This window comes from Rosistilla oblonga (genome assembly GCF_007751715.1).
Lineage (GTDB): Bacteria > Planctomycetota > Planctomycetia > Pirellulales > Pirellulaceae > Rosistilla > Rosistilla oblonga.
Genome location: NZ_CP036292.1, coordinates 4,956,492 through 4,971,834 on the forward strand (window position 1 = coordinate 4,956,492; position 15,343 = coordinate 4,971,834).

Here is a 15,343-nt window from a genome sequence, read left to right on the forward strand (position 1 = left end):
CCGTTTGCCAACCGATTCGCTTCGATTGGTTTATGGCAGATCAGGACGATCGCCACAGGAACAAACGAAGGGCTTGGATGCCCAGCGACCGTAAAAAGCAACGATAACGACCCTAAGGTAATGATGATGCGTCGACTATCTCTGACACTCTCGGCAGTATTGTTGTCCAGTGCGATTGCGTTGGCGGCTGAACCAGCGGCCCCCGCAGCAGCCACTTCCGGCGGCCCCGCGCCAACGGCAGAGGTCAACTTGTCGGTCTATCCCGAAGAGATCTCGCTGGATACCGCTCGCGATTACCAGAACTTCATCGCCGTCGTCCGCCGCGACGACGACGTCACCTTGGATGTCACCGAAACCGCCAAGTGGACGCTTGCCGACGACAAGGTGGCCAAGCTCGACGGCACCAAAGTCACGCCGCTGGCCGAAGGGGCAACCGAGCTGGTTTGCAACTACGGATCGAGCGAAATTCGCATTCCCGTCAAAGTCACCCGGCCGGGCGAGAAGCTGCCGATCAGCTTCGAAAAGGACATCGTTCCGATCATGACTCGCAGCGGTTGCAACACCGGCAGCTGCCACGGAGCGAAGATCGGTAAAGATGGATTCATGATCAGCCTGTTCGGGTACGATCCCGCTGGCGATTACAGCCGCATCACCCGCGAAATCGGAATGCGTCGGATCAACCTAGCCGTTCCCGCCGACAGCCTGTTCCTGACGAAAGCGACTGGCGCCGTAACTCACACCGGCGGCAAGCTGTTCGACAAAGACAGCGTCTATTACGCCACGATCTTAGAATGGTTGGAGAACGGAGCTCCCAACGATGCCACGCCGCCACCAGCGGTTTCGAAGTTGGAGATCTATCCTCCACAAGCGGTTATCGAAGGTGCTGGCAGCAAGCAGAAGTTCATCGCAGTGGCACACTACGACGACGGCACCACGCGTGACGTTTCGAATCTCGCTGCGTTCATGACGAACAATGAAACATCGGCTGCCATCGATAGCGAAGGCAACGTGACCGCGGGTGCTCGCGGCGAAGCCTTCATCATGGCCCGCTTCGAAACGAAAACCGAAGGTCGCCAAGTGATCGTCCTTCCGGAAAACCTGAAGTACGAAGCACCACAAATCACCGGCAACTACATCGATCAATCGGTTGGCAAGAAGTTGAACCAACTGCGAATCCTGCCGAGCGGTTTGTGCACCGACGAAGAGTTCTTGCGTCGCATCACGTTGGACATCACCGGCCAGATGCCAACCGAAGAAGAATACCAAACATTCATGAACGACACCGCTCCGCAAAAGCGTAGCGAACTGATCGATCGACTGCTGGAACGCAAAGAATTCAGCGAAATCTGGGCGATGAAATTCGCTCAACTGCTGATGATCAAGAGCTCCAATCAAGTCAGCTACAAGTCGGCGTTTCTATACAACCAATGGTTGACCGACAAATTCGCTCGCAATGTTCCGATCGACCAGATGGTCCGCGAACTGCTTGGTGCGACCGGCGGTACGTTCAGCAGCCCCGCAACGAACTACTACCAGATCGAAACCGATACGCTCAAACGTGCCGAGAACGTGGCCCAAGTCTTTATGGGAATTCGCACCCAGTGCGCCCAGTGCCACAACCATCCGTTTGATCGCTGGACCCAAAACGATTACTACAGCTTCGCTGCGTTCTTCTGCCAAGTGGGCAGCAAGGGAGCAGAGGACTATCGCGAACGCATCATCTACAACCGTGGCAGCGGCGAAGTCAAACACGTCGTCACCAATAAGGTCAGCCCACCCAAGTTCTTGGGCGGTGAATTCGCTGACACCAAGGGCAAAGACCGTCGCGTCGTATTGGCCGAATGGTTGACCAGCCCCGAGAACCCGTACTTCGCGACAAGCATCGCCAACCGCGTCTGGGCTCACTTCATGGGCGTCGGAATCGTCGAACCTGTCGATGACGTGCGAATCAGTAACCCCGCTTCGAACCAAGAACTCTTCGAGTTGCTCGGTACCAAGCTGGCCGAATACAAGTTCGACTTCCGCCAACTGGTTCGCGACATCTGCAACAGCGAAGCGTACCAACGCAGTGCAACGTCCAACGAGAGCAACAAGACCGACACTCGCAACTTTGCTTACGCAACCGTTCGACGTATCCCGGCCGAAATGCTGCTCGACTGCATCAGCCAGGTAACCAATACCAAAGAGAAGTTCCGCGGCTTGCCGCTGGGAGCTCGCGCGGTTCAGATCGCCGACGGCCGCACATCGACCTTCTTCCTGACAACCTTTGGTCGCGCTCCCCGCGATACGGTTTGCGATTGTGAAGCGTCGACCGATCCTTCGCTGTCGCAAGCGTTGCACCTGCTGAACAGCAACACCACCAACGGTAAGATCACGCAGGGCAAGGTTGTCGACGAATTGCTAGCGGGAGATGCGACTCCTGAACAAGCACTCGAACGACTCTACATCCGCTGCCTGGCTCGCAAACCGACCGATGCGGAGAAAACCGAACTGCTGGCGACAGTCGCAAAAGCGCCATCTCCCAAGGAAGGACTCGAAGATATTTTCTGGGCTTTGCTAAACAGCCGAGAATTTGTTTTCAACCACTGATATGCGTGTAGAATAGATCGATACAACGCTGCCGCTGGCGGCGTTTTCGTTTGCGTCGCATTCAGTTTGCTAAGCCGCGTTCCGAATATCGGATGATTCCTGCGGGTTGCGGGCAACTGCTGCGCCGCGAAAACAGATCGATATCACCGACCGCTCCCTCCCAGTGAACCGCGGTCTCGCTGGTGGAATCCGATCGGTAGAATCCCTCCCCCACCTCAATGCATTCGCTGCCATGAAACGTATCACCTTTCTCCTGTTGGTTGCCTCGTCGTTTGGTACTTTGCACGCGGCCGATGAAAAGCCGACCGACAAGCCAAAGTTGAACTACATCGATCACGTTCTGCCGATCTTCCGGCAAAACTGTTTGAAGTGTCACAACGCAAACGATGCCAAGGGTGGTCTGGCAATCGACAGCTACGCCGCATTGATGGAAGGTGGCGGTAGTGGCGAAGTCGTCTTCGAAGGCGATTCGGGCAGCAGTCGTCTGTACCAAGTGATGACGCACGAGGACACTCCGGTGATGCCTCCGAATTCGGAGCCGTTGCCCAAGGAACAGCTCGACATCATCAAGAACTGGATCGATGGCGGCGTGCTGGAAAACAGCGGCAGTAAGGTCAAGAAAAAGAAGGGCCCTTCGCTTTCGTTCACCGCGATGGATGCCGGCGGAAAACCCGAAGTCATCTCGATGCCCGAATCAGTGTGGCGAGTCCCCGTGATCACGACTCAACGCAACGCGGCATCGTCGGCGATTGCGACTAGCCCTTGGGCACCGCTGATGGCTGTTGGCGGACAACGTCAGGTATCGCTTTACAACACCGACACCGCTCAACTGGAAGGCATCCTACCATTCCCCGAAGGCGTTCCGCAAACCATCCGCTTCAGTGCCGATGGTGCCTACCTGTTGGTATCGGGCGGTACCCATGCCTCGTTGGGCGTCGCCGCTCTTTACGACGTGAAGACGGGAGAACGTATGTTCCGCGTCGGCGACGAACTGGACACCGCGTTTGGAGCCGACATGAACGACAATATGTCGCGCGTCGCGCTTGGCGGTCCAGAAAAGATGCTGCGGATCTTCGACACGTCGACTGGCGAAAAGCTGTTCGATCTCAAGAAACACACCGATTGGATCTACTGTGTCGACTACAGCCCCGATGGAATTTTGGTTGCATCGGGTGACCGCTCTGGCGGACTTCACGTTTGGGAAGCCGATACCGGGCGACTGTACATGGATCTGATCGGCCACACCGCCGCGGTTCGGGGAATCTCCTGGCGTGCCGACTCCAACGTATTGGCCAGCTGCAGCGAAGACGGCACCGTCAAATTGTGGGAGATGACCGAAGGGAAGCAATTGAAAAGCTTCCGCGCACATGGCGGCGGAGCTACCGGAATCATGATGGCCAAAGACGGCCGAATTGCGACCTGCGGCAAGGACCGAACGATCAAGTTGTGGGACGCCAATGGCGGTGCGATCGCTACGCTTCCTGCGTTTGGCGAACCAGCATTGGAAGTCGCACTCACGCACGATGGATCGAAGATTGTCGGCGGCGATTGGTCGGGACGCACCGTTTTGTGGAGCGTAGCCGATCCTAAACTGGCTCAGGAAATCGATCCCAATCCACCGACACTGGAAGAACAACAAGCCGCTCAAGCGAAACAAGTCGCCGAGTTGCAGAAGGCATTGGCAGCAGCCGACGCCGCTCAAGCAGCAGCTCAAAAGGCAGCCGACACATCCAAGGCAGCTCACGATGCCGCAGTCGCGAAACTGGCGGCAACTCAAGCTGCGATCAAGAAAGCCAACGAAGACAAGGCGGCTGCAGAGAAGTTGCTGGCCGACCTGACTGCACAGAAGGATGCCGAGACCAAACGGCTGAGCAAAGCGAAACAGAAAGTTGCGACGCTGACAAAGCAGAGCCAAGATGCCAGCACTCAAATGGCTGCGATGACCAAAGCCGCGACTGAAGCGTTGGCGCGACGCGACGCAGCTCGCAAGGAAAAGACGACCGTCGCAGCGGCGATCGCCAAACTTGCCACCGAGATGACCGCCCCTACCCAGGCGAAAGCGGCTGCCGAAGCCAAGCTGCAGGAACTGGCGAAGGTCCAAACGACAACCACCGCAAGCGAGAAGACAGCTGCCGAAGCGTTGACCGCCGCGGAAAATGTGCTCAAGGCTGCTCAAACCAAGCTGGCGACAGTCACCAAGCAATTGGCTGACCTCGAACCTGCATTGGCAACCGCGTCGCAGAAGATGACCGCAGCGACTGCCGAACAGAAGAAGGGCACCGACCGCATCGCCGAACTCGGTCCCATGATCGCCAGTGCCGAAGCGGCGCTCACCGAAAAGAACGCTGCGGTTGCTGCGTTGCAAAAGCAGGTCGACGAAGCGAGCGACGAAGCTCAAAAGAAGACCTTGACCGAACAATTGGCGGCGGCTCAAGCAGAAGCGAAAACTGCGACCGACGCCAAGGCAACTCTCGACCAACAGTTGGCCGAAGCGAACGCAGCCAAGGCGAAGGCCGACGAACAGCTGGCCTTCCTGACCGCCGCCAACGCGGCGATGGGCAAGCAGAAGACCGATGCATCCGCTTCACTGGCAGCGACGCAAAAAGAGGTTGCCGACCTGACTGCGAAACGCGATGCAGCCAAGAAGGCTCGCGAGGCGTTGGTCGCTCAACTGGCTACCTACGCAAGCGAGATCGCAGCGGTCACCAAGAGCCGCCAAGAAGCTGAAACGCAACTGGCGGCGATGGCGAAGCAGAACGCTGACCTGACGGCCAAGCAAACCGCGTTGACGGCGACCGACAGCAAAGAAGAAGCTGCCCGCGCGGCGGCCGAAGCGAAAGCTGCAGAGCTAAAGAAAACCGTCGACGCTGTCGCTCCGATGCTCGCCGCAGCAGAAGGCGAAGCCAAAACCGTCGCTGCGAAACTTGCCGAGGTCACCGCCAAGATGACCGCTCAACCAGCGGAGATCGCAAAACTGGCGACTGTGGTTGAAAAGACGACTGCTCAAATCCCTGTCGTCGAAAAACAGATCGCCGACGCCAAAGCGGGCTTGGACAAAGCTGTCGCCGGAGTCGCAAAAGCGAAAGCTGACGCCGATGCTTCGCGAGCCAACGTCGCCGCGGCTCAACAGCGTTTGGATGGCTTGAAAACCGAACTGGTTGCGTTCCAAGGGATGGCTGCCAAGTTGGCCCAGGAGCAAGCGGCTGCCGAAGCGGAAGCCGAAGCGAAACGCAAAGCGATGGAAGCCGAAGCGGCTGCCGCCGAAAAGGTCGCGGCATCGATGGCTGCTCGCGAAGCGCAACTGAAGCAGATCGAAGAGAACATGAAAAAGCTGCAAGCTCAGCTGGCTGAGATGCAAAAAGCTCAAGCGGCTGAACAGCAGAGCCTGTCGGGCATCCAAGCCAAGGTTGCCGAATTGGAAGCTGCGACCGACGACGCGTTGTCCGAAGCCGAGGCCAAGAAGGAGAAGGCTGAATTCTTCCAATCGGCCTACGGCACCTAAGTCGGTTCGTCCTACGTAGCGTCGCTGGCCCTTGGACCGGCGACGGTAGATCGTACCGTTGCGGAGATCGATCCGCGGATCAACCGCAACGGAGCAGCGATGAGCTCAAACGACGATTATGGGCTCAGCAAACCCAAGGCGGTTGTCGCGATCGATCCGCCAGCGATCGATTACCGCCCGCCGACGCCACGCAATTCCGATCGCAAGATCGCACTGATTGGTGCCGGCGGGATCAGCCAATCGCATCTAGCCGCCTACCGCCGGGCGGGTTTCAACGTCGCAGCGATTGTCGATCGCACGCTCTCCAAAGCGGAAGCGATGCGGGACCAATACTTCCCGGACGCCGAAACGCTTACCGATTATCGAGCGTTACTGACGCGCGACGATCTGGAAGTCTTCGACGTGACGCCGCATCCCGCCGACCGATTGCCGATCCTTGAAGATGCGATCGCCGCCGGCAAACATGTGCTGAGCCAAAAGCCGCTGGTGCTCGATCTCGACGACGGCCAGCGCTTAGCCTCGCTGGCAGCGCAGCATCGCGTGCAGCTTGCGGTCAACCAAAACGGCCGCTGGGCACCTCACTTCCGCTACATGTTGCAAGCGGTCCGATCGGGCTTGATCGGCGACGTCGTTTCGATCGACTTTGCGTTGCAGTGGGATCAGACCTGGATCGCGGGATTCGAAGCGTTGGAGCAGATCGACCATCTGATCCTGTTCGATTTTGGGATCCATTGGTTCGACATCACGACCTGCCTGATGGCGGGCCAGACACCGCGAAACGTCTGGGCCTTGGCGACTAAACAACGCGAGCAAAAGTACCGCCCTGCAGCATTGGCCACCGCGGTCGTCGAATACCCTGGCGCTCAAGTGCGGATCGCGTTTAACGGTCACGTCACGCGCGGGGAATCGGACGTCACGACGATCGTTGGCACCCATGGCACGCTGCGATCGCAGGGCCCTGGACTGAACGACCAACCTCGGATCGACGGTTTCCTGCCCGACGGGACGTTCCACGCAGCGCTCGAAGGCTGTTGGTTCGAACAAGGATTTCAAGGAGCGATGGCAGAGCTGTTGTGCGCAATCGAAGACGATCGAGTGCCGGAGCACAATGCCACGCAGAACCTCGAATCGTTAGCACTCTGTTTTGCCGCGGTCGAAAGCGCCAATTCGGGACGCGTGGTTCCCGTCGGTAGCGTCCGGCGAATCGAGAATCAACGCGGTTGATGCTTGGGCAGCGTCGGCTATCGGACCAACGCTTGGCGGATTCTCGCCGCGACCGCCGGATCCTGTTCGGTCGACAGCAACGACCGTAACTCTTTCGCCACGTTGGGGTCGCGCATCGTGCCCAATGCAGCCAAGGCTCTCAAACGCACGCTCCGCTCCGCGTCTTCGGCTAACCACAGCAACCACCGACGCGGATCGACATCGGATCGGTTCGTGATGTCATCGATCAAACTGTTGCGAACGTCAGCGTTGGTGGAAGCCAACCGGATCGCCAGACTAAGATCGACCGGCTGAAAACCGCGTTGAATCAATTCACTGCGTGCCGCTGAAGCCAACGGTTTGCGGATGCTCGACAACAGATCGATCACAGCCCGCGTCGAATAGGCTTCCAACGCGCCGTCGGTCGAATAACCCCCAGCCGACAGGATCGGTGCGGAACCACCCATCGGAAGCGTCACGGGAGCTTCGGTAGCCGCCGGCCCACTGGTCAACATCTCCGGTTCTAACGAACTCGTCTCCACCAACTCGGCAGCCGGCGTGGGCGGAGGTCGCCGCGTCGGATCGACCCACAGGTTTTCATCGAGCACGTTTTGCGAAGCTGGTGACTGCGTTGCAGGAGCGACCGCTAACGGCTGCAGATTGGGCAGGAACTCCGCCTCGTTGGTGAGATTCGTCGGCAGCGACTGAGGCGTTGCAGGGGCTGCGGTCGCCAAAAGCGGAGCGTTTGCACTCGCGTCGACTGGCAGAACTAATTGCGACAGCAGCGACGTGGCGGTGCGGTAGCTGGTCTTGGCGCGTTGCAGTTCGATATCCAAGGTATCGAGCAGCGTTTGATTCAAAAGTTCACCGACCCAGGGATGGCGATCCTGCGGGATCTGCGGCAGCTGGTCGGCCAGTTGGCGGGTCAGCTCGAAATGGCAAGCGGCTCCCTCGGCGTCCCCCTTCTGCATCATCTGGTCCTGCATCGACTTGAGCACCTGCAGCGAACTGCGGGCGACGCCGCGATCGCGATGGCCCAGCGATTTGACCAAGACCGGAATCCCCGGAACTCCCAAATGCCCGATCGCTTGCAATCTTTCGGTCTGGGTTCCCAATGGAAGATCTTCGATCCCTTGGGTAAGCTGGTTCAACAAAAACCAATTGCAGACGCGTGGCACGACAAACACCGTCAGCACGATCACCACGCCGATCGCCGCCCACCAGGGCCAACCGGCGAAACGCCGTTGACGCCGATAGGCGAACGGGTTGCTTGATTGGTCGTGGTTCATGCGATGATAGCTCCGGTGCGGTTGACGGGGTGAATTCTTCTGTGATGTGTTAAATAAGACAATAGCAGTATTGGGATTGGTTGCCGTTTGCGGCCGCTAGCACCTACAGATCGACAAGCGTTGACGGTACACAATCCAAGTTAGAAAAGTGGTAGAAGGGCTCGGTTAAGCAAATATGTTTGCGACTCAGGAAACGATCGCCGCGATAGCATCTCCGCCCGGCGGAGCGATCCGCGGCATCGTGCGGATCAGCGGCCCCGATACGACGCGTATTTTGCAGACGCTGTGCCCGGCCGACTGTTGTTTTCCCAAAACAGCCTCGCGGATCGGCACCTCGATCGACCTGGGCGATCCGCTGGGGAACGTCGATGCTAGCGTGCTGTTATGGCCCAACGAGCGCTGCTACACGGGAATGCCCAGCGCCGAGATCCACCTGCCGGGCGCCGCACCGATCTTGAATGCAGCCTTAGAGCGTTTGTTGCATCACGGGGCGCGGATGGCCGAACCGGGCGAGTTTACGATGCGCGCTTTCCTGGCTGGCCGTTTGGACCTGACCGAAGCCGAAGCGGTCTTGGGCGTGATCGATGCCGACGACAAGCGGACTCTCGATGCGGCGCTGCGGCAGCTGTCCGGCGGCCTCTCGGGACCGCTGAACCAATTGCGAACCGAGCTGCTGAATTTGCTAGCTCATCTCGAAGCGGGACTCGATTTTGTCGAAGAGGATATCGAGTTCATCACGCAGGCGGAACTTTCGTCGAACGTCCAACGGATCGCTGATCAGATCCAAGCGATCAACGACCAGATGACAACTCGCAGCGGAACCACGGGGCCGCCTCAGGTCGTGATGCGAGGCGATCCGAATGCTGGCAAAAGCAGCCTGATCAACGCGTTGGGAGGCGAGGAGGTAGCGATCGTTTCGGAGCTCGCTGGCACGACGCGCGATTGTGTCGAACGGACGCTCGATTGCGACGGGCTGACGGTTCGTTTGATCGATACCGCAGGAATCGAAGAGGTCGACGACGCGATCAATCAACAAGCCCAAGCGTTGGGAGACCAAGCGCACCGTGAAGCCGATCTGTTGCTGGTCTGCGTCGACCTGACACAACCCGCGCTGCGGCCGTGGCAATTAGAATTGCAATCCACCACCACGGAACAGCCGAAAAACGGGCAACACATTTTGTTTGTCGGGACCAAACGGGATCGCTGCGACGAGCTACCACCGTGGGCAGGCGACGACTGGGTGCTGACCAGCAGCTTGACCGATCAAGGGATCGACCAGCTGCGAACTCGGATCGGGCAACAGCTGCAAAGCGCCGACGCCGTCGAATCGACGACGGTATCCTCGACAGCGGTCCGCTGCCGCGAAACGCTCACCCAAGCGACCGAAGCGCTCACCAACGCCCTGCAGGTGATCGAGCACCAATTGGGCGAAGAACTTGTCGCCGCGGAACTCCGCTTTGCCCTCGATGCGATCGGTCGGGTGACGGGTGTCGTCTACACCGACGACATTTTGGATCGCATCTTCAGCGAATTCTGCATCGGCAAATAACAACTTGCTAGCAACATCGGCTACCCGGCCGCTAGGACTTCGATCAACCCGCGGCAGAAATCGGGCAGATCGTCGGGGCGGCGACTGGTGACATGATGGCGATCGATCACGACGGCAGCATCTTCCCAAATCGCACCGGCGTTGATCAGATCGTCTTTGATCCCGGGCGATCCGGTCACGCGGATCCCCTTGTAAACGCCGGCGGAAATCGGAATCCAACCGCCGTGGCAGATCGCGCCGATCGGTTTACCCGCCTCATGAAAATCGCGGACGATCTGCAGGACCTTCGGATCGCGGCGAAGCTTGTCGGGCATGAAGCCGCCGGGGACGACAAGGCCGGTGAAATCGGCAGCATCCATGTCATCGATCGCGGTATCGGAAACGCAGGGATAGCCGTTTTTACCAGCATAGTTCGTGTTGGCGGCGGGGCCGGCGACGACCACCTCGGCTCCCGCTTCGATCAGGCGGAGCTTGGGGTACCACAGTTCCAAGTCCTCGTAGATATCTCCGACAAAGACCAAGATTTTGTGGCCAGTTAATGAGGGCATGGGATTCCTTTCAAACGACGCCACCGCTAGAAAAACAAGGCGAAGGCTGCAAACGAGGCGAAAATTCTGAGCGTGGCATCGTACCAAGGCCCCGCGGTTGCCGCAAATTGACATTCCAACAACGGTAACGCTTCGTTTATGGTTCCCCAGAGTGGCCGTAATCGATCTTCGGAATCGCGGATCGATCTGCTAGTGTTCCGCTTTGATATCTGCACAAAACAAAATCCTTCCAACATTCAAAGGGCGTCACGGATGATGCGTTTGATTCGATCGATTGGCCTCTTGGGCCTCCTGTTTGCGGCAACGTGTCCGGCGCAACAGCCTGCCACGGGACAGCCAGCTCGTCCCGGTACCTCTAACGCAGCGGCCGGTGCTCCAGCAGCACAGCCCTTCCCCGCGCTGACTGCCGAGCAACAAAATCGATTGGACCAGCTGCTCAAAGCTTGGGAATCATCGAGCAATTCGACGAAGCGGTTGTCGGCTAGTTTTAAGCGATGGCAGTTCCGCCCGTTGCAAGCGCCCAAAGAAATCCATGCCAGCTGGGCTCGTGGCGAAGTCAAATACCAAGCTCCCGCGCAAGGCATGTACCGGGTCGAGGAGATGTTGTTCTTCACCGGCTTCGACGAACAAAAAGCACCGATTTACAAAAAACAAGCGAATCAACCGGGCGATTGGTGGGTTTGTACAGGCAAGGAGCTGCTGGAATTTGATCGCGCCAACAAGAAGTGCGAGATCTTAGAACTGCCCCCCGAAATGCAAGGGACTCAGATCGTTTCCAGCCCGCTGCCGTTTGTCTTCAACCTGAACGCTCAAGAGATGAAGGACCGGTATTGGCTCCAAGAATTGCCCCCAAAAGAACAGGGGGAGTATTGGTTGGAAGCGTGGCCCAAACATCAAAAGGACCGCGCTGAATTCTTGAAGGTGATGATCATTATCGATGCAAAACAATTCCTTCCCAAAGCCTTGGTGCTGTTCCCACCGAACTTTGACCAACGCAACAATCCCGAACGCGACGTCTATGAATTCACCGACGTGCAGCGAAACGGGAACCTGTTCTCCAAAGCGATGGAGGGCATTTTTGGCCAGAACTTCATCGATGTTACTCCTCCCTCGGATTGGAAGATCATTCGCAACAAGTTCAACCCTGGACCGCCGCCGAAGATGGCGCAAGAGCAGGGAAACATGCAGCCCGGGCAAGCTCCACAAAGCCGCTAGGACGCTGCGTTTCGAGAGCTTCCGCAAGGCGGCGGTCGTCGACTGCTGCCTTCGCAAAACCAATGCAAGCCGCTTGAATCGTTTCCCGACTACGCGACCTGAAACCAACTTCCGCCTACCTTCCCCTGCCTCGAATGCCTCGTTGATCCTACCTTCGATGTCAGCTCGCCTCGAATCTCGCTGTCGTGTCGCAACGCTGTTCTGGGCGTTGGCGATTTCGTTGTTAATTGGATGTGGAACCACCAAGTCGCGGACTGCGACCGATCAATTGTTGTTGTCCGACGCCGTCGACCGCAGCGTATCAGCAATCGACTTCCGCCCGCTGACGGGAAAAAAAGTCTATCTCGATACGACTTATCTCTCGGCGGTCAAGGGAACGTTGTTCGTCAACTCCGACTACATCATCAGTTCGTTGCGGCAGCAGATCATCGCCGCGGGCTGTCTGTTGGAAGAAGATCGCAAAACGGCGGAACTGATCATCGAAGCTCGAGTCGGGACGCTCGGTGCCGATGGACATATGGTCAGCTACGGGATCCCGGCCAGCAACGCGTTGGCGACCGCTGCGTCTTTGGTTGCCGAAGCGGCTCCGGTCCCCACGATTCCGGAGATCTCTTTTGCGAAGCGCGAATCGAACGAAGCCTCCGCAAAAATCGCCGCGTTCGCCTACGACCGCGAAACCCGTCAAGCCGTCTGGCAGTCGGGGATTTCGCGCAGCGAATCGAATTCCCGCGAAACATGGATCTTGGGTGCCGGTCCGTTTGAAAGCGGCAGCGTTCGCGAAAACACGCGTTTGGCCGGGCGTGAGCTGCCGTTCGACGGCACTGAAGACAGCCTCCAAAGCAGCGATTCCCAGCCTGTGCGTCCCCCGGTCGACCTCAACATGCAAGCTCGATTCGAAGACGGATATCCGATCGTCCCCGGTGCGCCACCGCAACCCGATCTGATGAACGAATCGAGCGAAGCGGTCGTTTTGGACGCATCCCAAGGGGGAGAACTGAAGACGGTCTCCTTTGAAGAGGCGGCCAAAGCCGCCGAATCCGCCAATGCTTCCGACGCGGCCAAGCCGGGCGATGGCCCCAAAGATAAACCAAAGAAGAAATAGCCAACTCCTCTCATCACGATCCACTTTTCCAGCAGGCAACTCCATGTCAGACAAACCCTACAATCTTTTGATCACGCGTTTGTCGGCGATCGGCGACTGCATCGCGACTCTGCCGATGGCCGCGGCGATCAAGGCGGCGATGCCTAACGCTAGGATCACGTGGGCGGTTTCCTGCGCGGCCCGGCAACTACTCGAGATCTGCCCCGATGTCGATCGCGTGGTCTCCGTCCCCAAACGCTATCTCCGCACCCCAAGCGATCTGATGGCGATGCGTCGACAGCTGCGCGAGCAACCGCTGGACTGCGTTCTCGATCCGCAAAGCCTTACCAAAAGCGCCGCCTTGGGCTGGATGAGCAATGCGCCGCTGCGGATCGGATTCGCAAAACCACGAGGCCGCGAACTGGCCCCTTGGATGAACACCGTCTCCGTCGACAGCGATCCCGAACTTCACGTGATCGACGCCCAAGCCGAACTGCTGCGACCGCTGGACATCGTGCCGGGCAAGCCGCAGTTCAACCTGAACATTCCCAACGACGTCAGCCAATGGGCCCAACAGCATGTAATGGAATCCGTCGGCGATCCCAATCCTGTAATCATGAATCCTGGAGCCGGATGGGACAGCAAGATGTGGCCGGCGGAACGGTTTGGCCAGGTCGCGGCGTGGCTCCGCAACGAACACAAAATTCCGACCCTGATCGTTTGGGCGGGCCAACGCGAACGCGAATTGGCCGAACAGATCCGCCAGGTTTCCGGTGACGCCGCGGTATTGGCAGCCGACACGTCGCTGGTCCAGTTGGCGGCGGTATTGAAACAGGCGAAGCTGTTTCTCAGCAGCGACACCGGGCCGATGCATCTTGCTGTCGCCGTCGGCACACGCTGTGTCACGCTGCACGGTCCGACGCGGCCGGAGTTGTCGGGACCTTACGGCCCCGAACATATTTCGATCCAAAAGGCTCGCTTCGACGGCACCAGTCGGCAACGGCGATCGGCCGACAACTGGTCGATGCGTGCGATCGAAGTCGTCGACGTCTGCGCCGGCTTGACGCAAATGCTCAGCCGCTCGTCCCGCGCGGCTGCATGAGACCTCCGTCGGCGGTGACCAATGCGTTGAAACCTCGCCTCTGCTAGGTTCCCGACCGCCCCATCGGACGTTACGCTGATCGTGGGCCACGCGTTGCGCGTCTGCTGGCTCACCGATCACCTATCACCGATCGTGTCATTCCTCCAATAGGCTCACCATCATGAACTGGAAAAACATCGAAGGCCTCGACGGCGTGGAATCTCCGGGGCTGCTTGTCGATTCCGAAAAGATCCAACAGAACATCGATCGGATGATCGAAATCGTCGGCGGGGCAGAGCACGTCGACCGTCTGTTTCCGCACGTCAAAACGCACAAGATGCCCGAAGTGACGCGGATGCAAGTCGACGCGGGGATCACGAAATTCAAAGCGGCCACGTTGTCCGAAGCCCAAATGGCCGCCGGCGCTGGTGCCAGCGAGGTCCTGATCGCTCATCAATTGGTCGGCCCCAAGCTCGATCGCTTGGCAACCTTGATCGAAGACTTCCCGAACACAAAGTTCGCGGTCCTCACCGACGATCCGCAAGCCGCCGACGCGATCAACGAAAAGTGTGGCGACGCCGATTCCCCTTTGGATGTCTATATCGATATCGATTGTGGAATGCATCGCACAGGGATCCCGTTGGGAGCTCGAAGCGATGCGTTGCGAGCGCACATCGATTCGCTGTCGGGACTGAATTTTGCCGGCCTGCACGTTTATGACGGCCATCTTCACGATCCCGACTTGCAACAGCGGACCGACAAAGTCAAAGAGATCCTCGGCAAAGTCGCCTTGCACGAGAATGAACATCCGTCGCCGCGGATCATCGTCGGCGGGTCGCCGACGTTTGGCATCTGGGCTGCGGAAACTCCCTGGCATCTCAGCCCCGGGACCACGCTGCTGTGGGATTTTGGATACGGAGACGCCCACCCCGATCTTCCGATGACCATCGCCGCTGCGTTGATCTCGCGCGTGATCAGCAAACCGGGTGAAGGCAAGATCTGCATCGATCTGGGACACAAATCGATCGCCGCTGAAATGCCGTTGGAAAAACGATTCCAGTTCCCCGACCTTCCCGATGCTCAACCGATCGGCCAAAGCGAGGAACACCTCGTCTTGCAAACAGCCAATGCCGCCTCGCTGCATGTCGGCGATATCGTGCTCGCCATCCCTCGACACATCTGCCCGACCGTCGCTTTGCATTCGCATGCTACCGTTGTCAGCGGAGGCCGAGTGACGGGCGAGCGGTGGCAAGTGACCGCTCGCGATCGGTAAACCTTCGACGAGA

10 protein-coding genes are annotated in these 15,343 nt (G+C 58.5%); 8 read left to right on the forward strand and 2 right to left on the reverse strand.

Annotated features, from left to right (window positions below):
- Positions 1-126: 126 nt before the first annotated feature.
- The 3 genes from CA51_RS17555 to CA51_RS17565 all read left to right on the forward strand — a co-directional run bounded on the left by CA51_RS17555 (position 127) and on the right by CA51_RS17565 (position 7,315).
- Positions 127-2,589: a DUF1549 and DUF1553 domain-containing protein gene (locus CA51_RS17555; protein ID WP_420821469.1), complete on the forward strand. Its 2,463-nt coding sequence runs from the start codon at positions 127-129 to the stop codon at positions 2,587-2,589.
- 232 nt (positions 2,590-2,821) lie between these two features.
- Positions 2,822-6,091 carry a c-type cytochrome domain-containing protein gene (locus tag CA51_RS17560; RefSeq protein WP_145122525.1) on the forward strand — a complete coding sequence of 1,090 codons (3,270 nt, stop codon included), beginning with the start codon at positions 2,822-2,824 and terminating at the stop codon, positions 6,089-6,091.
- 99 nt (positions 6,092-6,190) lie between these two features.
- Positions 6,191-7,315 (forward strand): Gfo/Idh/MocA family protein, encoded by a 1,125-nt coding sequence (locus CA51_RS17565; RefSeq protein ID WP_145122526.1) that lies wholly within the window; start codon positions 6,191-6,193, stop codon positions 7,313-7,315.
- Positions 7,316-7,332: 17 nt separating this feature from the next.
- Here the strand turns inward: CA51_RS17565 and CA51_RS17570 are convergent, their stop codons facing one another.
- A complete protein-coding gene (locus CA51_RS17570; RefSeq protein ID WP_145122527.1) occupies positions 7,333-8,583 on the reverse strand; it encodes a HEAT repeat domain-containing protein in 1,251 nt (416 codons plus the stop codon).
- 175 nt (positions 8,584-8,758) lie between these two features.
- On the opposite strand from CA51_RS17570, the gene mnmE reads away from it, so the two are divergent.
- Positions 8,759-10,132 (forward strand): tRNA uridine-5-carboxymethylaminomethyl(34) synthesis GTPase MnmE, encoded by a 1,374-nt coding sequence (mnmE, locus tag CA51_RS17575; protein ID WP_145122528.1) that lies wholly within the window; start codon positions 8,759-8,761, stop codon positions 10,130-10,132.
- Between the two features lie 20 nt (positions 10,133-10,152).
- On the opposite strand, the gene CA51_RS17580 is transcribed toward mnmE, so the two are convergent.
- Positions 10,153-10,680, reverse strand: a complete 528-nt coding sequence (locus CA51_RS17580) for a type 1 glutamine amidotransferase domain-containing protein (RefSeq protein ID WP_145122529.1) — start codon at positions 10,678-10,680, stop codon at positions 10,153-10,155.
- A 252-nt stretch (positions 10,681-10,932) separates the two neighbouring features.
- Here CA51_RS17580 and CA51_RS17585 point away from each other — a divergent pair, with 252 nt between their 5' ends.
- The 4 genes from CA51_RS17585 to CA51_RS17600 all read left to right on the forward strand — a co-directional run bounded on the left by CA51_RS17585 (position 10,933) and on the right by CA51_RS17600 (position 15,330).
- Positions 10,933-11,895, forward strand: a complete 963-nt coding sequence (locus CA51_RS17585; protein ID WP_197451264.1) for a TIGR03009 domain-containing protein — start codon at positions 10,933-10,935, stop codon at positions 11,893-11,895.
- Between the two features lie 157 nt (positions 11,896-12,052).
- Positions 12,053-12,997, forward strand: a complete 945-nt coding sequence (locus CA51_RS17590) for a DUF6655 family protein (protein ID WP_145122531.1) — start codon at positions 12,053-12,055, stop codon at positions 12,995-12,997.
- A gap of 43 nt (positions 12,998-13,040) precedes the next feature.
- Positions 13,041-14,078 (forward strand): glycosyltransferase family 9 protein, encoded by a 1,038-nt coding sequence (locus tag CA51_RS17595; RefSeq protein ID WP_197451265.1) that lies wholly within the window; start codon positions 13,041-13,043, stop codon positions 14,076-14,078.
- Between the two features lie 160 nt (positions 14,079-14,238).
- Positions 14,239-15,330, forward strand: a complete 1,092-nt coding sequence (locus CA51_RS17600) for a D-TA family PLP-dependent enzyme (protein ID WP_145122533.1) — start codon at positions 14,239-14,241, stop codon at positions 15,328-15,330.
- Positions 15,331-15,343 lie beyond the last annotated feature (13 nt).

What these genes read in the sequence shown, in the direction of transcription:
- CA51_RS17585 (WP_197451264.1), top strand. Translation starts at nt 10,933, where the DNA reads ATGATGCGTTTGATTCGATCGATTGGCCTCTTGGGCCTCCTGTTTGCG.
- CA51_RS17570 (WP_145122527.1), bottom strand. Translation starts at nt 8,583, where the DNA reads ATGAACCACGACCAATCAAGCAACCCGTTCGCCTATCGGCGTCAACGG.
- CA51_RS17560 (WP_145122525.1), top strand. Translation starts at nt 2,822, where the DNA reads ATGAAACGTATCACCTTTCTCCTGTTGGTTGCCTCGTCGTTTGGTACT.
- CA51_RS17580 (WP_145122529.1), bottom strand. Translation starts at nt 10,680, where the DNA reads ATGCCCTCATTAACTGGCCACAAAATCTTGGTCTTTGTCGGAGATATC.
- CA51_RS17590 (WP_145122531.1), top strand. Translation starts at nt 12,053, where the DNA reads ATGTCAGCTCGCCTCGAATCTCGCTGTCGTGTCGCAACGCTGTTCTGG.
- CA51_RS17595 (WP_197451265.1), top strand. Translation starts at nt 13,041, where the DNA reads ATGTCAGACAAACCCTACAATCTTTTGATCACGCGTTTGTCGGCGATC.
- CA51_RS17600 (WP_145122533.1), top strand. Translation starts at nt 14,239, where the DNA reads ATGAACTGGAAAAACATCGAAGGCCTCGACGGCGTGGAATCTCCGGGG.
- CA51_RS17565 (WP_145122526.1), top strand. Translation starts at nt 6,191, where the DNA reads ATGAGCTCAAACGACGATTATGGGCTCAGCAAACCCAAGGCGGTTGTC.
- mnmE (WP_145122528.1), top strand. Translation starts at nt 8,759, where the DNA reads ATGTTTGCGACTCAGGAAACGATCGCCGCGATAGCATCTCCGCCCGGC.
- CA51_RS17555 (WP_420821469.1), top strand. Translation starts at nt 127, where the DNA reads ATGCGTCGACTATCTCTGACACTCTCGGCAGTATTGTTGTCCAGTGCG.